The sequence below is a fragment of the Cupriavidus phytorum genome, assembly GCF_003254285.1.
Taxonomy (GTDB): Bacteria; Pseudomonadota; Gammaproteobacteria; order Burkholderiales; family Burkholderiaceae; genus Cupriavidus; species Cupriavidus phytorum.
This window is the reverse complement of the sequence record NZ_QKZN01000019.1, coordinates 25,423-44,942: the sequence shown is the minus strand read 5'-3', so window position 1 is coordinate 44,942 and position 19,520 is coordinate 25,423. Positions and strand designations below refer to the sequence as shown.

Sequence of the window (19,520 nt, the reverse complement as noted above, 5' to 3'; positions counted from 1 at the left end):
TGTCTTGGGTCACAGGGCATCGCCGCCGGTCTCGCCGGTGCGGATGCGGATGACCTGCTCGATCGGGGCCACGAAGATCTTGCCGTCGCCGATCTTTCCGGTGCGGGCCGATTTCTCGACCGCCTCGATGGCGCGCTCGACCACGTCGTCGGGCACCGCCACCTCGATCTTCACCTTGGGCAGGAAGTCGACGATGTATTCGGCGCCGCGGTACAGCTCGGTATGGCCCTTCTGGCGACCGAAGCCTTTCACTTCGGTCACGGTGATGCCGGACACGCCCACGTCCGACAGCGCTTCGCGCACCTCGTCGAGCTTGAACGGCTTGATGACTGCGATGATGAGTTTCATCAGGATTCTCCTGGGAGCGGACCGGCATCAGCCCGCCCGGGCTGCTTCAGAGTTAGAAAGTCTTGGTGATCGAGGCCCAGGCCGCGGCCTTGCCAAGGTAGCGGCCGCGGTTGGCGCTGGTGTAGGCCACTTCCTTGGCGTTGGTGTCGACATAGGCGACCGCCAGCGCAAAGCCCTTGCCCAGGTCCTTGGTCAGGCCGATCTTCCAGTCGGTGTACGAGGCGTCGCTGTTGTGCTTCACGCCCTGGTAGCCGACGTGCGCGTTCAGCGTCAGGTCCCAGAAGTTGAGCGGCACGTTGGCGCTCAGGTCGACGTAGTAGCTGTTCTTGCTGTCGGCCCAGCCAAACAGGTTGGTGACCGAGTGCGAGTACTTCAGGAACACCGGGCCCCAGCCAACCCCGGCATACAGCTCGGTGGTGTACGGGCGCGGGTTGTTGTAGCCGCCCGGGTAGTAGTACTCGAGCACGCCCAGGTCATAGGCGAATTCGGTGCCGGCCACCTTGAAGGTGTTCTTGAAGCCGCCGTAGAAGTCCATCTCGACCGGCGCCGAGACTGCCGGGTTGGCGTCTTCGAGCCAGCTGATGCTGGAGTTCCAGTTGCCCAGGTAGAAGCCGCTTTCGTGCGCGTAGTCGAAACCACCCTGGATCGCCGGGCGCAGGTTGGTCTGGCTGATGCCGCGATAGCGGTAGTCCGTGACCAGCGACACGTTGGCCGTGAACGTATGCGGCGAGGCCGGCGCGGCAGCCGGGGCCGCGGCGTCGGTGCTCTGCGCCAGGGCGCCGCCGGCGGCACTGGCCAGGACCATCGCGCTGACTGCAAGGGCCAACTTCTTCATGGGGTTTTTCTCCTTTTCCTGTGGCTCGGATTTCGTTTCGTTGGATTCCGGTAAAGCTTTGAGGCAGCTCGCCCTCACTACTGCAACTGCCGTGCCACCCCACCGTAAGCAGCGGTCCATGCGCCACGGTCCGCACCGGCCAGCATCGCGCGCGGGCTTGAATCGGCCCCGCAGCGACGCCAGATCGGGTTAAAAGGTGTGAACGGCGCGGCGCCGGAGCTTTCGCCGGCGTGCCGCAGGGGCGATAATCGAGATCTGACAGTGGCTGCGTAGGGCCAGCGCGCACGGGAACCGCCCGCATTCAGGGCGCCCAATTCCTGTGCGAAAGCGCGCCATACGCCAGATGCCCAACCGGATTGGCACCAGTCAGGTGCGCAAAGGAGAAACCATGAAACCGACCGACCTCTTCAACGACCTGCAGAACAAGGTCAGCGAGGCGCTGCGCAATTCGCCGGCAAGGGACATCGAGAAAAACGTGCGCAGCATGATGACCCAGGGCTTTGCCCGGCTAGACCTGGTCACGCGCGAGGAATTCGACGTCCAGTCACAGGTGCTGGCGCGCACCCGCGCCCGCCTGGAGGAACTGGAAAGCCGCGTGGCCGAGCTGGAGCGCCGCGCCGGCATCCCGCCCGGCGCCGGTTCGGTGGATTCGACCGGGGGCGCGTGAGCACGCCGGTCCCGCCGCCATCCCCCAGCCTGCCTGAAGGCCGCCAGTCCTGGCGGCCTTTTTCGTTAACAGTTCCGTGCGGTTCGATGCCATGAGCCTTGCCGTCCTACGCAGCCGGGCCCTGACCGGCATCGCCGCGCCGCCGGTGCGGGTCGAGACCCACCTGGCCAACGGCCTGCCGGCCTTCACCATCGTCGGCCTGGCCGACACCGGCGTGCGCGAAAGCCGCGAGCGCGTGCGCGCCGCCATCCTCAACAGCGGCTACGAGTTTCCCAACCGCCGCATCACCGTCAACCTGGCGCCGGCGGACCTGCCCAAGGAATCCGGCCGCTTCGACCTGGCGATCGCGCTGGGCATCCTGGCCGCCAGCGGGCAGATTCCGGCCGACGCGCTCGACGCGCATGAATTTGCCGCCGAGCTGTCGCTGTCCGGCGAGCTGCGCCCGGTGCGCGGCGCGCTGGCCATGGCGATGGGGCTGGCGCGCGACAATGCCGCCCGCGCCGGCTCGGGCGAGGCGCCGCGCGCATTCCTGGTCGCCGCGGGCAACGGCGCCGAAGCCGCGCTGATCGAAGACCTGGCGGTGCATGCGGCCGCCACGCTGCGCCAGGCCTGCGACCACCTCGGTCCCGTGACCGAGGCGCGGCTGCCCCGCGCCATGCCGGCCTTGCTGCCCGCCGCCGCCGAGCGCGGCCCCGACATGCGCGAGGTGCGCGGCCAGGCGCAGGCGCGCCGCGCCATGGAAGTGGCCGCGGCCGGACAACATTCGGTGCTGCTGGTGGGTCCCCCCGGCACCGGCAAGTCGATGCTGGCGCAGCGCCTGCCCGGCCTGCTGCCGCCGATGTCGCTGCAGCAGGCGCTGGAAGCCGCCGCGGTGATGAGCCTGACCCCTGGCGGCTTTCGCGCCGAGGCCTGGGGCGTGCGTCCCTGCCGCGCGCCGCACCACACCGCGTCGGGCCCGGCCATGGTCGGCGGCGGCGGCAATCCGCGCCCGGGCGAGATCTCGCTCGCGCACCACGGCGTGCTGTTCCTGGACGAGTTGCCCGAGTTCGACCGCCGCGTGCTCGAAGTCCTGCGCGAGCCGCTGGAATCGGGCCGCATCACCATCGCCCGCGCCAACGGCCACGCCGACTTCCCCGCCTGCTTCCAGTTCGTGGCGGCGATGAACCCGTGCCCGTGCGGCTACCTCGGCCACCCCGACCGGCCCTGCCGCTGCACGCCCGACCAGGTGCGCCGCTACCAGTCGCGCATCTCCGGGCCCATGCTCGACCGCATCGACCTGCAGGTCGAGGTACCCGCGCAGGACCAGGGCGAAATGCTCGACGGCCCGCCCGGCGAAGCCAGCGCCGCGGTGCGCGCGCGCGTGCTGGCCGCGCGCGAACGGCAGCTGGCCCGCCAGGGCAAGCCCAACAATGAGCTGGGCGGGCGCGAGATCGAGCAGCACTGCGCCATGGACCCGCAGGCGCAAGCCTTGCTGCGCGGCGCGATGACGCGGCTGGCCTGGTCGGCGCGCTCGTACTTCCGCGTGCTGAAGGTGGCGCGCACCATTGCCGACCTGGCCGGCGCCGACGTGCTGGACGCCGCGCACGTGGGCGAGGCGATCCAGTACCGGCGCGCGCTGCGGATGGCCGGCTAGGGCGATCCCCGCCTCAGGCCTCTTCCGACCACTGCACGCCCTCGCGCGCCATGAACGCCGACGAGGCCGCCGGTCCCCACGTGCCCGCGGTATAGGGCCGCGGGCCTTCGTCCTGCGCGCGCCATGCCTCCAGGATCGGATCGACCCAAGTCCAGGCGGCCTGCAGCTCGTCGCGCCGCACGAACAGCGCCAGCCGCCCGCGGATGACATCGAGCAGCAGGCGCTCGTAGGCCTCGGCGCGACGCGTGGTGAAGGCCGAGTCGAGATTCAGCGCCAGGCTCAGCGGCTTGAGCCGCATGCCCTCGCCCGGCTGCTTCACCATCAGCGTCAGCCGCACCGATTCTTCCGGCTGCAGCCGGATCACCATGCGGTTGGGCTGCAGCGTGCTGCCCGGGTCGAAGATCGAATGCGGCACCTCGGCGAAGTGGATCACCACCTCGGTCACGCGCTCCTGCATGCGCTTGCCGGTGCGCAGGTAGAACGGCACCTGGTTCCAGCGCCAGGTGCCAAGCTCGGCCCGCATCGCGACAAAGGTCTCGGTGCGGCTGTCGGGCGGAATGCCCTCTTCCTGCAGGTAGCCGCGCACCAGCTCGCCGCCGATGGCGCCGGCGGTGTACTGGCCGCGCACGGTGTTGCGGCGCACGTCCTCGGGCGACATCGGTCGCAGCGAGCGCAGCACCTTGAGCTTTTCATCGCGCACCGCGTCGGAGTTGAGCGACGCCGGCGGCTCCATCGCCAGGATGCTGACCAGCTGCAGCAGGTGGTTCTGCACCATGTCGCGCATCGCGCCGGCCTCGTCGTAGAAGCCGCCGCGCGTGCCCACGCCCACGGTCTCGGCCACGGTAATCTGCACGCTGCGCACGAACGGCGTGCGCCACAGCGGCTCGAAGATCGAATTGCCGAAACGCAGCGCCATCAGGTTCTGCACCGTCTCCTTGCCGAGGTAGTGGTCGATGCGGTAGGTGCGGTCCTCGCTGAAATAGCGGCTGACCACCTCGCCGATATCGATGGCCGAGGCCAGGTCCACGCCCAGCGGTTTCTCCAGCACCAGCCGGGTATCGTCGGCAATCAGGCCATGGCTGGCGAGGTTGTCGCAGGTGGCGGCGAACAGCCCCGGCGGCATCGCCATGTAGTAGATCCGCAGCGCGTCGCTGCGCAGCTGCGCGGCCAGCGCCGGGTAGTCTGCCGCCTGCGCGGCGTCGAGATGGACGAAGTCCAGCCGCTGCAGGAAGGCCTGCCATTTGGCGGGCTCGATATAGCGCGCATCGACAAACGGTTGTGCGCTTTCGTCGGCAAAATTGACAAAGGCCTCGCGGTCCCAGCGGTGCCGGCCCACGCCGATGACGCGGGTACCCTCGGGCAGGTTGCCGTCGCGGTGGCACATGTAGAGCGACGGCAGCAGCTTGCGTGCCGACAGGTCGCCGGCGCCGCCGAAGATGACGAGGTCGAGCGGCCGGGCGTCGGCAGTGCCGAAAGCAGAGACGGTGCGGTTGGTTGGCATGACGGGCTCCTTGCGTGCCGATGGGCGGATGAGGTTGGCCGGGGGAGGGGCAAGCCGGCATTGTTTTGCGTTGTTCGTGCAGTCTGCCGGATCAGCATGTCTCGGTCACGTTGCGCAGGTATTGCGGCTGGCCGGCCGGCACAGCGGCAAACGCCAATCGGACCATCCGCATCATCCGTGCCATGAACACGGCCGGCGCAAGCGGTCGGGGCACGCCACTCCTGCCCGGTTCAGCGTAACGATGAACGGTTCGTGCCAAAAAGGGGATACCGGTACGAGCCACTTCAGCAACGATGTATCGATCTGGTATTCAACGAGCGCGTCTGCGGCAATATCACAGCAGGCCTTGGGGCGAAAGTTCGGTTCCAAACAGAGGTGCGCGAACCGCAGGGCTGCCGTCGGCACGCGCACGGCTGCAGAGACCGTCAGGGCACGCGCCTCTATGCAGTACCAATTGACGGATACCGTGCGCATGGCACGGGCGTCACCCTCTGCGCAGGATTCCCCGCAACGCGATTAAAAGTCCTAAAGTGGTATCACCGACATCAGGCTTTTGGTACCCATGACGAGTCGCATGGATCAAAGGTTGCAGGCGCTGCGGCCCAACGAGGCCGATGCCACGCCGATCTACCTGCAGGTAGCGCGCAAGCTCACTGCCGCCATCCAGGCGGGGCAATGGCGGGCGGGCGATGCGCTGCCGTCGGAGCGCACGCTGGTCGATTCGCTGGGGATTTCGCGTGTCACCGCGCGGCACGCGCTGCAGGTGCTGGCCGAGGAAGGCACCATCACGCGCAACCGCGGCGCGGGCACCTTTATCGCCCCGCGCGCCGAGCCCAGGCCGGCGCGGCTTGACAATTTCAGCGAACTGGCGCGCCGGCGCGGCATGACGCCGGCGAGCGAGCTGGTGGGGTTCGAGCGCCGCCGCGCCACGGCGCAGGAAAGCGCGGAACTGGACCTGGCCGAGGGCGACGAGATCGTCAGGCTGACGCGGCTGCGCAAGGCTGACGGGCAGATCTACTGGATGGATGTGACCACGCTGGCGCTGGCCGTGGTGCCCGACGCCAGCGCCATCGGCGAATCGCTCTACGCTTACCTGGAGCGGATCGGCAAGCCGGTGCTGCGCGTCACCGAGACGCTGCGCGCGGTCGTCGCCACGGCGGAACTGGCCGCGCGCCTGGGCATCGCGCCGGGCGAGCCGCTGCTGCATATCCACCGTACTGGCTACACCCATGGCGACAAGCCGGTCGAGCTGACCGACGCGTACTGCCTGAACGACTTCTACGAACTGAAGCAATAGCGCCCGGCGGCGCCGGCCACCGGTGGTTCCACCGGCGGCGGGGGCGGGTCGTCCTCGGGCGACAGCGGCACATCGGGCGGCACGCCCGGCGGCGCGGGCTCTTCCACCGGGGGCACGGTATGGCGCGGCTGCAGGCGCGCACCGGCGATCGGGTTCAGCGAGGCAGGCATGCGGGGACTCCGTGGCGGGGTTACTTCCTCATTGAAGCAAACCCCACCCGCGCGCGCCAGTGCGGATGCCGCGCCGCTCAGGCGTGCTGGCGGCGCACGAAGAACAGCGCCGCACCCACCGCCATCAGCACGCTGCCGAAAAACCGGTTCTGCCACAGCACCGCGCGGGCATTGCGGAACAGCCCCTGCATACGCGACGCCAGCAGCGCGTAGCCATGCATCACCACCAGGTCGACGCAGCACATGGTCGCCGCCAGGATCGCCAGCTGCGGCGCGAGCGGCCGGTTCGGGTCGATGAACTGCGGCAGCACCGCGACCATGAAGATGATGCCCTTGGGGTTGGTCACATTGGTCAGCAAGCCCGTCGCAAAACGGCGGCGCCGGCTCATCACCGCCACGCGCACCGGTCCGCCGTCCTGTGCTGCATCCACTTCCACGCGGGCACGCCATTGCTGGATGCCGAGATAGATCAGGTACAGCGCGCCGATGGTCTTGACCACCATGAAGGCCTGCTCCGAGGCCAGCAGCAGCGCGCCCAGCCCGCCGCCGGCCACCAGCAGCACGATCACCAGCCCGGCTTGCAGGCCGAAGATGGTAGTGGTGGTCCGGCGCAGCCCGTACGACAGGCCATGGCTCATCGACAGCACCGCACCTGAACCCGGCGACACCGCGATCACCCAGCACGCGGCGAAATAGGCCAACCAGACTTCCCAACGCATTTCAACTCTCCTATGACTGCAACATGCGGGGCAGCGCATCGCCCCCCGGCATCTGTGATTCGCTGCGGCGCGGCGGCGCCTCAGAACGGGTGGAACCCGCCCAGGAACTGCTCGACCTGCTCGGCCTGGCGCGCGTCGCGCGCGGCCTCGCCGGATTCCAGCACCACGGCCTGGAAGGCGCGCGTGCCCACCGCCACCAGCCGCGCGCTGAGCCGGCGCGGCGACTGGTCCTGCGGCGACACGCCGCTGGCCTGCAGCTCCAGCCCGGCCAACGGGCGGCCCGGCCGGTCCGCGCTCATGATGGTGACCGGCCGCGTGCGCGGCTCGCCCGACAGCGTGCCGAGGTTGGCCAGCAGGCCGGCCTGCATCGCCGCCACGGCCTCGCGCCGCAGCGCTTCGTCGTCTGCTGGCAGGGTCACCACGCCCACGGCGAAGAGCGTGTCGTCGATGCGCGCGGCCTCCATCGTCATCGGCAGCTTGCGCCCGGCTATGGTCACGTCGCGCGCGGCGCTGGTGGGCTTGCCGGGATAGAGCGCGGCGTAGCCGCCCTCGCCCGACTGGATGGTGCGCCAGTCATAGCGCGGCGAACAGGCGCACAGGGCCAGCGCCAGCAGCGCGGCACAGCATGTCAGGGACCAGCGGGGCGCGGCAGCAGGACTCGGCGGGGGCAGCACGGGACGCATGGAAAACGGGACGGAAGCACAGGCTCGGGACGGCGCGCGCTGGCGCGGTCGCCGGCGCGCGGAAACCGGTATTATCCCGGAAGCGGCGCGCCAGTGCTTGCCGCGCCGCCTCCTTCTCCCCACATCCGCCATGCCTGCGTCCCGCCTCGCCCGAGCTGCCACCTCTCGCTCCTGCCTGCACTGGCTGGCCGCGGGCGCGCTGCTGGCTGTCGTGGCCGGCGTGTCCGCCGCCAGCCCGCCGCACCTGCCGCCGGCCACCGACCTCGCCGCCCACGGCGCCGACGCCGCGCGCCGCGGCGAGCCGCTGGTGGTGCTGGTGTCGATGCCGGGCTGCAGTTACTGCGACGCGGTGCGCCGCAACTACCTGGGCCCGCAGGCGGCCGCCGGCGAGATCGCCGTGCGCGAGCTCGACATGACCGCCGACACGCCGCTGCGCGATGCCGACGGCAGCCAGACCACCGCGCGCGCCTGGGCCCGCGCGCACCAGGTCAGGGTGGCGCCGACGGTGCTGTTCCTGGACCGCCACGGCCGCGCCGCCGCCAGCCCGCTGCGCGGCATGCAGACCGACTTCTACGGCGCCTACCTGGAGCAGGCGCTGGCGCAGGCGCGCGCCGCCGTCGCCGCGCGCAAGTGACGAAAGGGTTCCAGCACGTGGCCGCAAGGCGGTACCGCACAGCGCGCGAACGCCTGCCGCATTAGAATGTCCCACTGCTGACCGGCCCTGTCCGGTCCTACCTGCACGAATAAAGCGGCTCCAGCCGGATTCCCATGACCACTACCCCCGCCTCGAAGACTTCCCGCAAGCCCTGGCCCATCGTCGCCGCCGTGGTGGTGCTGGCGCTGCTGGGCTGGTTCGGCTACCGCGCGCTGTCGCCGTCCGGTACCGCGCCGGCCGCCACCTTCACGCTGCTGTCCGGCGAAAAGGTCAGCACCGCCGACCTCAAGGGCAAGGTCTACCTGGTCAACTTCTGGGCCACCAGCTGCGCCACCTGCATCAAGGAGATGCCGGACATGGTCAAGACCTACGAGCAGTTCAAGGGCAAGGGGCTGGAATTCGTCGCGGTGGCGATGAACTACGACCCGCCCATGTACGTGATGAACTTCGCCAAGACCCGCGGGCTGCCGTTCAAGGTGGCGATGGACAGCGACGGCAGCGCGGCCAAGGCCTTCGGCAATGTGGGTCTGACGCCGACCACCTTCGTGATCGACAAGGAAGGCCGCATCCTGAAGCGCTATGTCGGCGAGCCCGAATGGGACGCGCTGCACAAGCTGCTCGACGGCGCGCTGGCAAAGTCTGTGTAACATCCGCGCTGCGAACAGACGACAAAAGGTGCTCATCGAGCACCTTTTTTTCTTTGCTGACGCGATCCGGCGCGCGGCGGGTTGCGCCGGCGGGCTGTATGGATATACAGTTGGCGCCAGTCATTTCCGAGCCTTTCCTGCCCGCCCCGCCCGTGACCCTGGACCTTGCCCCCGCCGCCGAAGCCGCCGAAGCCACATCACCCGAAGCCGCAGCGCTCCCCGCCTACCTGTCCCGGCTCAACCCGGAGCAGCGCGCCGCGGTCGAGCACGGCAGCGAGGCGCCGCTGCTGATCATTGCCGGCGCCGGCTCGGGCAAGACCAATACGCTGGCACACCGGGTCGCGCACCTGATGCTGGGCGGCGCCGACCCGCGCCGCATCCTGCTGCTGACGTTCTCGCGCCGCGCCGCCGCCGAGATGGGCCGGCGCGTCGAGCGCATCGTCGACCAGGCGCTGGGCACCAGCACCGGCGCCGGGCGCGCGGCGCTGCAGTGGTCCGGCACCTTCCACGCCATCGGCGCGCGGCTGCTGCGCGAATACGCCGAGACGCTGGGCCTGTCGCCGGCCTTCACCATCAGCGACCGCGGCGATTCCGCCGACCTGATGCACGTGGTGCGCCACGACCTGGGCCTATCCGAAACTGCCAGCCGCTTCCCGAAGAAGGAAACCTGCCTGTCCATCTATTCGCGCGTGGTCAACACCCAGGCGCCGCTGGAAGACGTGCTCAGGCAGCAGTTCCCGCGCTATGCGATGTGGGCCGATGCGCTGCGCACGCTGTTCGCCGGCTATGTCGAGGCCAAGCAGAAGCAGCACGTGCTCGACTACGACGACCTGCTGCTGTACTGGGCGCAGGCCATGGCCGAGCCCGCCATCGCGCAGGACATGGGCGCGCGCTTCGACCATATCCTGGTCGACGAATACCAGGACACCAACGCGCTGCAGGCGTCGATCCTGCTGGCGCTGCGGCCCGATGGCCGCGGCCTGACCGTGGTCGGCGACGACGCGCAGTCGATCTACGCCTTCCGCGGCGCCACGGTGCGCAATATCCTCGATTTCCCCGCGCAGTTCACGCCGGCGGCGCAGCAGGTCACGCTGTCGCAGAACTACCGCTCGACCCAGCCGATCCTGCAGGCCGCCAACGCGGTGATCGGGCTCGCGGCAGAGCGCTATACCAAGGACCTGTGGTCCGACCGCCAGTCGGCCGAAAAACCGGGCGTGATCGTGGTCAACGACGAGGCCGACCAGGCCCGCTACGTGGTCGAGCAGGTGCTGGCGCGGCGCGAGGCCGGCCTGGCGCTGATGGCGCAGGCGGTGCTGTTCCGCGCCGCCGACCACAGCGCGCAGGTCGAGATCGAGCTGGCGCGGCGCAATATCCCGTTCGTGAAATTCGGCGGCCTCAAGTTCCTGGAATCGACCCACGTCAAGGACGTGCTGGCGGTGGTGCGCTGGCTGGAGAACCCGCGCGACCGCATGGCGGGCTTCCGCACGCTGCAACTGCTGCCCGGCATCGGCCCCAAGACCGCGGCGCGCGTGCTCGATGCCATGGCGCTGGCGACCGAGCCGCTGTTTTCGCTGCAGGAATTCGAGCCGCCGCCGGCCGCCGCGCCGGCGTGGGCCGACCTGCTGGGGCTGGCGCGCGCGCTGATGGCGCCGACCTCGCCATGGCCGTCGGAATTCGAGCAGGTGCTGGCCTGGTACGCGCCGCACCTGGAACGCCTGCACGACGATGCCCCCGCGCGCCATGCCGACCTGCAGCAGCTGGAGCGCATCGCCGCCACCTATGGCGCGCGCGAGCGCTTCCTGACCGAGCTGACGCTGGACCCGCCCAGTGCCTCGAGCGATGAATCCGGCGTGCCCTCGCGCGACGAGGACTACCTGATCCTGTCGACCATCCATTCGGCCAAGGGCCAGGAGTGGAAGGCGGTCTACGTGCTCAATGCCGTCGACGGCTGCATGCCGAGCGACCTGGCCACCGGCACCACCGAAGAGATCGAGGAAGAGCGGCGGCTGCTGTATGTGGCGATGACGCGGGCCAGGGACCACCTCGACGTGATCGTGCCGCAGCGGTTCTATGTGCACCAGCAGGTGGGCTTCGGCGACCGGCATGTGTATGCGTCGCGCACGCGGTTCTTGCCGAACAAGGTGATGCCGAACTTCTACAGCCGCTCGTGGCCGCCGCCGCCGATGCCGGGGGAAGGCGCGGTCAAACCCGCGCTGGCGCCGGTGGACCTGGCTGGGCGGATGCGGAATATGTGGCGGTGAGGCTCAACGTTCCCCGGGTGTGCTCACCTCTCCCGCGCGCGGGAGAGGTGTTGGGAGGAGAGGGCCGGCGTGTGGAAACCATGAGGCGCCTCACTTCGTGGGAGCTCCTGCCCTCTCCCCCGCCCCTCTCCCGCAAGCGGGAGAGGCGAGAAAACAAGCGGTCGGCTTAAGGCCATCGCCGCTCGTTAGTCTTCAGCTCAGGCCACCTTCTCGAGCAGCAACCCCTTCAGATATTCCCCTTCTGGAAACGCCGCCAGCATGGGGTGATCCGTGCCGGCGGACAAGCGCCGCAGGATGCGCGCATCCGCCCGCGCATCGGTCACCGCGCCGGCGACGATCTTCTGGAACAGCTCCATGCTGATCGCGCCGGAGCAAGAGTACGTGAACAGCAGCCCGCCCGGGCGCAGCAACTGCGTGCCGACCAGGTTGATTTCCTTGTAGGCGCGCGCGGCGCGGTCGATATGCTGCGCCGACGGCGCGAACTTGGGCGGGTCCAGAACGATCAGGTCGAACTGGCGGCCCTCGGCGCGGAATTCGCGCAGCGTCTTGAATACGTCGGCGTCGAGCCAGGCCGCGCGCTCGGGATCGAAGCCGTTCAGCGTGACGTTGCCGGCGGCGATCTTCAGCGCCTCGCCGGACGAATCGATCGACGTCACCGCTTTCGCCCCGCCGCGCAGCGCGGCCAGAGAGAAGCCGCCGGTATAGCAGAAGCAGTTCAGCACCTCGCGCCCTTCGGCGAGATCGCCGACCAGCTTGCGGTTGTCGCGCTGATCGACATAGAAGCCGGTCTTGTGGCCGTTGCGCACGTCGACGTAATAGCGCACGCCATGCTCGGTTACCGACAGCGCCGGGTCGGGCTCGGCGCCGGCGAGCACGCCGGTCACCAGCTCCAGGCCCTCGCGCTGGCGCACCGCGGCGTCGGAGCGCTCATAGACGTTGGGGCAGCCGGTCTCCTTGACCAGCGCCTGCACGATCGCGGTCTTCCAGTGCTCGACGCCCGCCGAGTTGAACTGGCACACCAGCTGGCCCGTGGCGCCGTTGCCGTAGTAGTCGACGATCAGGCCGGGCAGCCGGTCCGATTCGCCGAAGATCAGCCGCACCGCGTCGCTGTCTTGCACCGACTGGCGCCGGTAGGCGATGGCCGCGGCCACGCGGCGCTTGAACAGGGCGTGGTCGACCGGCTCGTTCTCGTCGAAGGTCCACACGCGCGCGCGGATCTGCGATTCGGGGCTGTAGGCGGCCTTGGCCAGGAAGCGGCCGTCGGCGGCGCGCACGATCACGGTGGCGCCCGGCTCGCAGCGGCCTTCGGTGGTGGCGATGCCGGTGGCATAGATCCACGGGTGCCGGCGCAGCAGGGATTTTTCCTTGCCGGGTTTCAGGGTGATGGTGTTCATGTTGGTATGGGAATTGGCATGCCGCAGCCGACACGTTGCGAGGGCTGCGGAAGGCTCCCCTCTCCCGCCTGCGGGAGAGGGGTTGGGGGAGAGGGTAGAAGCTTCAGACGAAGTGAAGCGCGTCAGTATGCGCGCGCCTGCCCTCTCCCCCATCCCCTCTCCCGCGCGCGGGAGAGGGGAGCAAACAGAGCGGGGAACAAACGCCGGCGCTTTACAGCACCACCTTCACCATCGGATGCGCAGTCAGCGCCCGGTACAGGTCATCCAGCTGCTCGCGGCTGGTGACCCATACCGTCACGGTCAGGCCCAGGTAGTTGCCCTTGCTCGACGGGCGCATTTCCATCTTGCCGGCGTGGAAGTCCGGATCGAACTCCTGCACCAGCGCGACGATGGCTTCGGCGAAGCCGTCCTGCATCGCGCCCATCACCTTGATCGGGAAATGGCTCGGGTATTCGATCAGCGACTGCTCCGGCGGAATATCGCCGGGCTTGTTGCCGCTGCCTTGGTTGTCGGTCGTCATCTCGGATTCTCCGGCGCGAGGCCGGCGCGCCGCGTGGCGCTCCGGCTCGCGCGCATTCAGGTCACTTGCGCTTGAACCACAGGCGGATGGTGTCCCACAGGCGGCCGAAGAAGCCGGCCTCGGGCACCTCTTCCAGCGCCACCACCGGGAATTCGGCCACCTTGTTGGTGCCGTCCATCAGCTTGACCATGCCCACCTGCTGGCCCGCCGAGATCGGCGCGATCAGCAGTTCCTGGCGCTCCAGCACCGGCTTGAGGCGCCCGCCGGTGCCCTTGGGCACGGTGACGAAGGTCTCGTTCTGCACGCCGATCTTGACCGTGCCGCTCTTGCCCTTGTAGATGTCCGGCGTGGCCAGCACCTGGCCCTTGTCGTACAGGCGCAGCGTGTCGAAGAACTGGAAGCCGTAGTTGAGGATCTTCAGGCTTTCCTGGGTGCGCACCTGTTCGGTGGTGGTGCCGATCACGATCGAGATCAGGCGGCGCGAGCCGTCCGGCACGTTGGCCAGCGGCCGCTTGGCCGACGAAATCAGGCAATAGCCGGCGGACTTGGTGTGGCCGGTCTTGACGCCGTCGACGGTCGAGTCGATATACAGCAGGCGGTTGCGGTTGGGCTGCCTGATCTTGTTATAGGTGAACTCCTTCTGCGAGTACATGCTGTAGTACTCGGGGAAGTCCTTGATCAGGCGCGTGGTCAGCGTCGCCAGGTCGACCGCGGTGGTGTAGTGGTTCGGGTCGGGGATGCCGTCGGTATTGGTGAAGTGGGTGTTCTTCATGCCCATGCGCTGGGCTTCGCGGTTCATCATCGCGACGAAGCCCTCTTCCGAGCCGCCGACGGCCTCGGCCAGCGCCAGCGCGGCGTCGTTGCCCGACTGCACGATCAGGCCCAGCAGCAGGTCCTGCACCGTGACCGGCTTGTTGGGCTCGATGAACATGCGCGACTCATCGCTTTTGACCTTGAGCACCAGGTTGGTCGGCACCACCGCCTGGTCCAGCGTCAGGCGCTTTTCCTTGAGTGCCTCGAACGCCAGGTAGGCGGTCATCAGCTTGGTCAGCGAGGCCGGCTCGATGCGCGCATCGGCGTTCTGCGAGGCCAGGGCCTGGCCGCTGGTGACGTCATACAGCATCCACGACTTGGCTGCGACCTGCGGCATCGGCACGCCCTGCGCCAGCACGGCGGCGGGCGCGGTAGCCAGCACGATGGCGGCGGCGATGGCGGCGGGAGCAAAGGCGGACGAAAGGCGTGTCGTGGCTCGATTCAGCATGTTTCTGTTTTTCCGACGGTAAGAAGGTGGCGCGGGAAATTCCGGGATGGCGGGCGTGCCGGCCTTACCGGTCCCACGCATTGACGACGAGCTGCTTGATCAGGTGCAGCTTGCGGTGAAAGAAATGGTCGGCGCCGGGGATCACGATCACCGGCAGCTCCTGCGGGCGGGCCCAGTCGAACACGCTGGCCAGCGGCACGGTGTCGTCCTGTTCGCCATGGATGACGATGGTGTCGGCCGGCACCTGCGCGACTTCCCAGCGGCTGGCGGCGGTGCCCACCAGCACCAGGCGCTGCACGGGCGTGCCGGCCTCGGCCAGGCGCCGCGCCACATGGGTGCTGACGAAGCTGCCGAACGAGAACCCGCCCAGCGCCAGCGGCAGCGTCGCGGCCTGCGCCGACCACGCGGTCTGCTGGCGCATCCACGCCGCCACGGCGAGCAGGTCGTCCTGTTCGCCGATGCCGTTGTCATGCTCGCCGGCGGTTGCGCCGACGCCGCGGAAGTTGGGGCGCACGGTGGCATAGCCCAGCTGCACGAAGGCGCGTGCCAGCGTCTGCGCGACCTTGTTGTCCTTGGTGCCGCCGAACAGCGGATGCGGATGTGCCACCAGCGCCAGGCCTCGGGGCTCGCCTTGCGGCAGGTCCACCGACACGTCGATCGCGCCGACGGGGCCGGCGATGGAAAGTACCTGGGTATGCGCGTTCATAGGGCGGTCTGGATGGCGATGAACCGGCTGGCTCAGGCCCGGAAATCCCGGGGCAAAAATGAAAAAACCGTCCGGCGTGCGGGCGGCGGGGTCTGGCATCGGCGCTGCGGCATCGGCAGCGCCGCGGACTTCGTTCTCGTTCAGCGGTCCACCATCAGCCGCTCGACCGGCTTGCCCTTGAGCAGATGGCTGTCGATGATTTCATCGATGTCATGCTCGTCGACATAGGTGTACCAGATGGCCTCGGGGTAGACCACCAGCACCGGGCCGAGTTCACAGCGGTTCAGGCAGCCGGCCTTGTTGATGCGCACGCGGCCTTCGCCGCCGGCGATGCCCAGTTCCTTGCAGCGCTTCTTGGCGTATTCCTGCATGGCCTTGGCGTTGTAGTTGGCGCAGCAGTTCTCGCCGGCCTCGCGCTGGTTCAGGCAGAAAAAGACGTGGTGCTGGTAGTAGCTGCGCATGCGTACGGTGTGAAGACGGCCCCGGACGGCGGCACGGCCCGGACGGCATTGAACGGAAGCTCGGAATTATACGGCGTTGCGAGCGGCGGGCCGCGATATGCGGCAGCTTTGCGCGCACTGCCATCCACCCCGGGGCCCTGCCAGGTGGCGCCTCGCGCACCCTGTGCCCGCCCGCCATTCCGGATCGCCGGAGCCGCCCCGTCGGGGATTCCGGAATCCCGGAGGCCCGGCGCCTGCCCGCGGCCAGCCTTTCCTTGTGAATCAACCAGTTAGCAATACCGGTTGGACTGGCATGCCGGTTGCGAATTCCCGCCCCTGAACGCGCCGCAAGCGTGACGGCGCGCGCCCGCGCGGACCCGCTCGGGTACGGTCAACACCGAGGACGACATCATGAGGAAACCCTTCTACAAGATCCTGTACGTGCAGGTCCTGTTCGCCATCTGCATCGGCATCCTGCTCGGCCACTTCTGGCCCGACACCGGCGTCGCCATGAAACCGCTGGGCGATGGCTTCATCAAGCTGATCAAGATGATCATCGGCCCGATCATCTTCTGTACCGTGGTCACCGGCATCGCCGGCATGAGCGACATGAAGAAGGTCGGCCGCGTCGGCGGCAAGGCGCTGCTGTACTTCGAGGTGGTGTCGACCTTCGCGCTGCTGATCGGGCTGGGCGCCGCGCACCTGCTCAAGCCGGGCGTGGGCTTCAACATCGATCCCGCCACGCTCGACACCAAGGCCATCGCCCAGTACGTGTCGAAGGCGCACGGCCAGAGCACGGTCGAGTTCCTGATGCACATCATCCCCGACACCGTGTTCAGCGCCTTCGCCAACGGCGACATCCTGCAGATCCTGCTGGTGTCGCTGTTCTTCGGCGCCGCGCTGGCGGTGCTGGGCGAACGCGCCCGCATCGTGGTGCAGTTGATCGAGCAGGTCTCGAAGGTGTTCTTCCACATCGTCCACGTGATCACCAAGGTGGCCCCGATCGGCGCCTTCGGCGCGATGGCGTTCACCATCGGCAAGTACGGCCTGGGCTCGCTGGTGCCGCTGCTCAAGCTGATCGGCACCTTCTACTTCACCGCCATCGTGTTCGTGCTGGTGGTGCTGGGCGCGATCGCGCGCATGACCGGCTTCAGCATCGTGCGCTTTATCTCGTACATCAAGGAAGAGCTGCTGATCGTGCTGGGCACCAGCTCGTCCGAGGCGGCGCTGCCGCACATGATGGAAAAGCTGGAGAAGCTGGGCTGCTCCAAGTCGGTGGTGGGCCTGGTGGTGCCGACCGGCTACTCGTTCAACCTCGATGGCACCAATATCTACATGACGATGGCGGTGATCTTCATCGCCCAGGCCACCGGCATCGAGCTGACGCTGATGCAGCAGCTGACCATCCTGGCGGTGGCGATGATCACCTCCAAGGGCGCCAGCGGCGTGACCGGCTCGGGCTTCATCACGCTGGCGGCGACCCTGGCGGTGGTGCCGACCATCCCGGTGGCGGGCATGGTGCTGATCCTCGGCATCGACCGCTTCATGAGCGAGTGCCGCGCGCTGACCAACATCATCGGCAACGGCGTGGCCACGGTGGTGGTGTCGGCGTGGGAACGCGAGCTGGACCGCAAGCGCCTGGCGCGCGTGCTGCAGCACGGTGCCGGCGACGATGCCGACGCGCTTGGCGAAGCCGGCCAGCGCGCCGCCTGAAACGGCCCCACTCGCGGCCGCGCGCCAGCGGGTATCATCGGCGCGACACCCTCGCGCGCCGATGCCACACTCCGACGACTTTCTCGCCGTGCATGACCCCGCCGCCACCCGCCCGGTGCACGCGCCGGCGGCTGGCAGCGGGCGCTGGTGGGGCTTTGCCGTCGCCCTCGCCGCGGGCCTGCTGCTGCTGTGCGCGCTGACCTGGCTGGTCTCGGTCCAGCGCGGCCTGGCCAGCCTGCAGCAAGGCACCGCGACGCGCGCCGACCGCTACGCCGCCACGCTCGAAAGCACGCTCGACCGCTACGAGTTCCTGCCCGCGCTGGTGTCGCTGCATCCCTTCGTGCGCGGGCTGCTCGCCGCGCCCGACGACGCGCAGCGCGTCGCCGCCGCCAACCAGTACCTGGCCGAGGTCAACCGGCGCGCGCATGCGTCGGCCACCTACGTGATCGCCGCCAACGGCATCGCGCTGGCGGCCAGCAACCACGGCCAGCCCGGCAGCTTCGTCGGCACCGACTACCGCTTCCGCCCCTATTTCCAGACCGCCGCGGGCGGCAAGATGGGGCGCTTCTACGCCATCGGCATTACCAGCGACGAGCCCGGCTACTACATCGCGCAGCCGATCGAAACCGGCGGCAAGGTCATCGGCGTGACCGTGGTCAAGCTCAACCTGGAGTGGTTCCAGCGCGCCGGCAGCGGCGCCGAGCCGCTGATGGTCAGCGACGACCACGGCGTGATCTTCCTGTCGTCGGTACCGGCGTGGCAGTACCGCACGCTGCGCCCGCTGCCGCCGGCGCTGCGCGCGGAGATGGAGCGGACCCGCCAGTACCACGGCCGCGCGGTCACGCCGCTGCCGCTGGAACCGCTGGCGTCGCCGCTCACGCGCTGGCTGGCCGACACCACGCTGGCGCACGGCGCGCGCCTGGTGCGCGTGCGCGACGAGGGCGCGGCCGGCCGCACCACCTTCGCGCCGGACGGCGCCGAGCGCGCCGACCGCTACCTGGCGCTGAACCGCACCGTCGGCCCGGCCGGCTGGACCATGCAGGTGATGGCGCCGCTGGACCCGGTGCTGGCCAACGCGCGCAACGCCACCGTGGCCGCGGCGCTGGCCTATGCCTGCATCTGCCTGCTGCTGGTCAACTGGCGCCAGCGCCGCCAGCGCGCGCGCGACATGCAGTACAGCCGCCGCTTGCTCGAGGCCGCCTACGACCAGCTGGAGCGCCGCGTCGAGGCCCGCACCGCCGACCTGATGGCGATCAACGAAAAGCTGGAAGACGAAGTGGCCGAGCGCACCCGCGCCGAAAGCGAGCTGCGCGCGGCGCAGGACGAGCTGGTGCAGGCCAGCAAGCTGGCCGCGCTCGGGCAGATGGCGGCCGGCATCACGCATGAGCTGAACCAGCCGCTGGCGGCGCTGCGCACGTTCTCGGACAACACCCGCGTGCTGCTGGCGCGCGGCCAGCTGGACGCGGCCGAAGGCAATCTGACGGCGATCGCCGACCTGACCGAGCGCATGGGCAAGATCACCGGCCAGCTCAAGCTGTTTGCCGGCAAGGCGCGCCCGGTGCAGCGGCCGGTGGCGCTACGCGCGGCCGTCGACCACGTGCTGGCGCTACTGGCGCCGCGGCTGGGCGCGGTCACGATCCACCTCGCTGGCCTGGATGCGGTGCCTGGCCTCGCCGTGCGCGCCGACGAGCTGAAGCTGGAACAGGTATTGCTGAACCTGCTCGGCAATGCGCTCGATGCCATCGCCGCGGCCGCGCCGGCCGCTCCGGAACTCGGCCGCATCGACCTGGAAGTGCAGGCCGGCGAGCACGCCGTCACCATCGTCGTGCGCGACAACGGCACCGGCATCGCGCCGGAAGCGCTGCCGCGCCTGTTCGAACCCTTTTTCACCACCAAGGAAACCGGCCAGGGCCTGGGTCTGGGATTGGCGATCTCGTCGTCGATCGTGCGCGAGTTCGGCGGCCAGCTCAGCGTCGCCAACGTCCCCGGCGGCGGCGCGCAGTTCACGCTGGTGCTGGCGCGCGCGCCCGCCATCGATCCCGCGCCCTCGGTTTCCGCGTCACCATGAGT

General features: G+C 69.0%; 19 protein-coding genes. 8 read left to right on the top strand and 11 right to left on the bottom strand.

What is annotated here, in order from left to right:
* Nucleotides 1-9: 9 nt before the first annotated feature.
* Nucleotides 10-348 carry a P-II family nitrogen regulator gene (locus tag C7416_RS27585; protein ID WP_010814843.1) on the bottom strand — a complete coding sequence of 113 codons (339 nt, stop codon included), beginning with the start codon at nucleotides 346-348 and terminating at the stop codon, nucleotides 10-12.
* A 52-nt stretch (nucleotides 349-400) separates the two neighbouring features.
* Nucleotides 401-1,183 (bottom strand): TorF family putative porin, encoded by a 783-nt coding sequence (locus tag C7416_RS27580; protein ID WP_111521809.1) that lies wholly within the window; start codon nucleotides 1,181-1,183, stop codon nucleotides 401-403.
* A gap of 388 nt (nucleotides 1,184-1,571) precedes the next feature.
* Here C7416_RS27580 and C7416_RS27575 point away from each other — a divergent pair, with 388 nt between their 5' ends.
* Nucleotides 1,572-1,850 carry an accessory factor UbiK family protein gene (locus C7416_RS27575; RefSeq protein WP_012351595.1) on the top strand — a complete coding sequence of 93 codons (279 nt, stop codon included), beginning with the start codon at nucleotides 1,572-1,574 and terminating at the stop codon, nucleotides 1,848-1,850.
* A gap of 91 nt (nucleotides 1,851-1,941) precedes the next feature.
* On the top strand, nucleotides 1,942-3,483 hold the full coding sequence (locus C7416_RS27570) for a YifB family Mg chelatase-like AAA ATPase (protein WP_111521819.1): 1,542 nt from the start codon (nucleotides 1,942-1,944) through the stop codon (nucleotides 3,481-3,483).
* A gap of 13 nt (nucleotides 3,484-3,496) precedes the next feature.
* On the opposite strand, the gene zwf is transcribed toward C7416_RS27570, so the two are convergent.
* Complete coding sequence (gene zwf, locus C7416_RS27565; protein WP_111521808.1) at nucleotides 3,497-4,984, bottom strand: glucose-6-phosphate dehydrogenase; 1,488 nt, start codon at nucleotides 4,982-4,984, stop codon at nucleotides 3,497-3,499.
* Nucleotides 4,985-5,558: 574 nt separating this feature from the next.
* Here zwf and C7416_RS27560 point away from each other — a divergent pair.
* Nucleotides 5,559-6,281, top strand: a complete 723-nt coding sequence (locus C7416_RS27560) for a GntR family transcriptional regulator (RefSeq protein ID WP_111521807.1) — start codon at nucleotides 5,559-5,561, stop codon at nucleotides 6,279-6,281.
* Here the strand turns inward: C7416_RS27560 and C7416_RS27555 are convergent.
* The 3 genes from C7416_RS27555 to C7416_RS27545 form a co-directional block, all read right to left on the bottom strand.
* The gene (locus C7416_RS27555; RefSeq protein ID WP_111521806.1) at nucleotides 6,263-6,451 is read right to left on the bottom strand and encodes a hypothetical protein; all 189 of its coding nucleotides are present in this window, start codon (nucleotides 6,449-6,451) and stop codon (nucleotides 6,263-6,265) included. The genes C7416_RS27560 and C7416_RS27555 overlap by 19 nt on opposite strands.
* A gap of 77 nt (nucleotides 6,452-6,528) precedes the next feature.
* Nucleotides 6,529-7,170 (bottom strand): LysE family transporter, encoded by a 642-nt coding sequence (locus tag C7416_RS27550; RefSeq protein ID WP_111521805.1) that lies wholly within the window; start codon nucleotides 7,168-7,170, stop codon nucleotides 6,529-6,531.
* 80 nt (nucleotides 7,171-7,250) lie between these two features.
* Nucleotides 7,251-7,853 (bottom strand): hypothetical protein, encoded by a 603-nt coding sequence (locus C7416_RS27545; RefSeq protein ID WP_111521804.1) that lies wholly within the window; start codon nucleotides 7,851-7,853, stop codon nucleotides 7,251-7,253.
* 130 nt (nucleotides 7,854-7,983) lie between these two features.
* Here C7416_RS27545 and C7416_RS27540 point away from each other — a divergent pair, with 130 nt between their 5' ends.
* The 3 genes from C7416_RS27540 to C7416_RS27530 all read left to right on the top strand — a co-directional run bounded on the left by C7416_RS27540 (nucleotide 7,984) and on the right by C7416_RS27530 (nucleotide 11,416).
* A complete protein-coding gene (locus C7416_RS27540) occupies nucleotides 7,984-8,487 on the top strand; it encodes a thioredoxin fold domain-containing protein (RefSeq protein ID WP_111521803.1) in 504 nt (167 codons plus the stop codon).
* Between the two features lie 134 nt (nucleotides 8,488-8,621).
* A complete protein-coding gene (locus C7416_RS27535; protein WP_062796523.1) occupies nucleotides 8,622-9,155 on the top strand; it encodes a TlpA disulfide reductase family protein in 534 nt (177 codons plus the stop codon).
* 152 nt (nucleotides 9,156-9,307) lie between these two features.
* The gene (locus tag C7416_RS27530; protein WP_111521818.1) at nucleotides 9,308-11,416 is read left to right on the top strand and encodes an ATP-dependent helicase; all 2,109 of its coding nucleotides are present in this window, start codon (nucleotides 9,308-9,310) and stop codon (nucleotides 11,414-11,416) included.
* 197 nt (nucleotides 11,417-11,613) lie between these two features.
* Here C7416_RS27530 and C7416_RS27525 read toward each other — a convergent pair whose 3' ends face one another.
* The 5 genes from C7416_RS27525 to C7416_RS27505 form a co-directional block, all read right to left on the bottom strand.
* The gene (locus C7416_RS27525) at nucleotides 11,614-12,810 is read right to left on the bottom strand and encodes a class I SAM-dependent rRNA methyltransferase (RefSeq protein WP_111521802.1); all 1,197 of its coding nucleotides are present in this window, start codon (nucleotides 12,808-12,810) and stop codon (nucleotides 11,614-11,616) included.
* A gap of 211 nt (nucleotides 12,811-13,021) precedes the next feature.
* Nucleotides 13,022-13,330, bottom strand: a complete 309-nt coding sequence (locus tag C7416_RS27520; RefSeq protein WP_111521801.1) for a YbeD family protein — start codon at nucleotides 13,328-13,330, stop codon at nucleotides 13,022-13,024.
* Nucleotides 13,331-13,391: 61 nt separating this feature from the next.
* Nucleotides 13,392-14,591 (bottom strand): D-alanyl-D-alanine carboxypeptidase family protein, encoded by a 1,200-nt coding sequence (locus C7416_RS27515; protein ID WP_111521800.1) that lies wholly within the window; start codon nucleotides 14,589-14,591, stop codon nucleotides 13,392-13,394.
* Nucleotides 14,592-14,655: 64 nt separating this feature from the next.
* The gene (locus C7416_RS27510) at nucleotides 14,656-15,297 is read right to left on the bottom strand and encodes an alpha/beta hydrolase (protein ID WP_012351581.1); all 642 of its coding nucleotides are present in this window, start codon (nucleotides 15,295-15,297) and stop codon (nucleotides 14,656-14,658) included.
* Between the two features lie 140 nt (nucleotides 15,298-15,437).
* Nucleotides 15,438-15,758, bottom strand: a complete 321-nt coding sequence (locus C7416_RS27505; RefSeq protein ID WP_012351580.1) for a (2Fe-2S) ferredoxin domain-containing protein — start codon at nucleotides 15,756-15,758, stop codon at nucleotides 15,438-15,440.
* A 390-nt stretch (nucleotides 15,759-16,148) separates the two neighbouring features.
* On the opposite strand from C7416_RS27505, the gene C7416_RS27500 reads away from it, so the two are divergent.
* Both C7416_RS27500 and C7416_RS27495 read left to right on the top strand, forming a co-directional pair.
* Complete coding sequence (locus tag C7416_RS27500; protein ID WP_111521799.1) at nucleotides 16,149-17,450, top strand: dicarboxylate/amino acid:cation symporter; 1,302 nt, start codon at nucleotides 16,149-16,151, stop codon at nucleotides 17,448-17,450.
* A 61-nt stretch (nucleotides 17,451-17,511) separates the two neighbouring features.
* Complete coding sequence (locus tag C7416_RS27495) at nucleotides 17,512-19,518, top strand: sensor histidine kinase (protein WP_111521798.1); 2,007 nt, start codon at nucleotides 17,512-17,514, stop codon at nucleotides 19,516-19,518.
* Nucleotides 19,519-19,520: the final 2 nt, after the last annotated feature.

Excerpts from the sequence above, each read along its gene's own strand:
- C7416_RS27520 (WP_111521801.1), bottom strand. The coding sequence starts at position 13,330 with ATGACGACCGACAACCAAGGCAGCGGCAACAAGCCCGGCGATATTCCG.
- C7416_RS27510 (WP_012351581.1), bottom strand. The coding sequence starts at position 15,297 with ATGAACGCGCATACCCAGGTACTTTCCATCGCCGGCCCCGTCGGCGCG.
- C7416_RS27585 (WP_010814843.1), bottom strand. The coding sequence starts at position 348 with ATGAAACTCATCATCGCAGTCATCAAGCCGTTCAAGCTCGACGAGGTG.
- C7416_RS27555 (WP_111521806.1), bottom strand. The coding sequence starts at position 6,451 with ATGCCTGCCTCGCTGAACCCGATCGCCGGTGCGCGCCTGCAGCCGCGC.
- zwf (WP_111521808.1), bottom strand. The coding sequence starts at position 4,984 with ATGCCAACCAACCGCACCGTCTCTGCTTTCGGCACTGCCGACGCCCGG.
- C7416_RS27570 (WP_111521819.1), top strand. The coding sequence starts at position 1,942 with ATGAGCCTTGCCGTCCTACGCAGCCGGGCCCTGACCGGCATCGCCGCG.
- C7416_RS27495 (WP_111521798.1), top strand. The coding sequence starts at position 17,512 with ATGCCACACTCCGACGACTTTCTCGCCGTGCATGACCCCGCCGCCACC.
- C7416_RS27540 (WP_111521803.1), top strand. The coding sequence starts at position 7,984 with ATGCCTGCGTCCCGCCTCGCCCGAGCTGCCACCTCTCGCTCCTGCCTG.
- C7416_RS27535 (WP_062796523.1), top strand. The coding sequence starts at position 8,622 with ATGACCACTACCCCCGCCTCGAAGACTTCCCGCAAGCCCTGGCCCATC.
- C7416_RS27505 (WP_012351580.1), bottom strand. The coding sequence starts at position 15,758 with ATGCGCAGCTACTACCAGCACCACGTCTTTTTCTGCCTGAACCAGCGC.
- C7416_RS27575 (WP_012351595.1), top strand. The coding sequence starts at position 1,572 with ATGAAACCGACCGACCTCTTCAACGACCTGCAGAACAAGGTCAGCGAG.
- C7416_RS27580 (WP_111521809.1), bottom strand. The coding sequence starts at position 1,183 with ATGAAGAAGTTGGCCCTTGCAGTCAGCGCGATGGTCCTGGCCAGTGCC.
- C7416_RS27545 (WP_111521804.1), bottom strand. The coding sequence starts at position 7,853 with ATGCGTCCCGTGCTGCCCCCGCCGAGTCCTGCTGCCGCGCCCCGCTGG.
- C7416_RS27500 (WP_111521799.1), top strand. The coding sequence starts at position 16,149 with ATGAGGAAACCCTTCTACAAGATCCTGTACGTGCAGGTCCTGTTCGCC.
- C7416_RS27515 (WP_111521800.1), bottom strand. The coding sequence starts at position 14,591 with ATGCTGAATCGAGCCACGACACGCCTTTCGTCCGCCTTTGCTCCCGCC.
- C7416_RS27550 (WP_111521805.1), bottom strand. The coding sequence starts at position 7,170 with ATGCGTTGGGAAGTCTGGTTGGCCTATTTCGCCGCGTGCTGGGTGATC.
- C7416_RS27560 (WP_111521807.1), top strand. The coding sequence starts at position 5,559 with ATGGATCAAAGGTTGCAGGCGCTGCGGCCCAACGAGGCCGATGCCACG.
- C7416_RS27525 (WP_111521802.1), bottom strand. The coding sequence starts at position 12,810 with ATGAACACCATCACCCTGAAACCCGGCAAGGAAAAATCCCTGCTGCGC.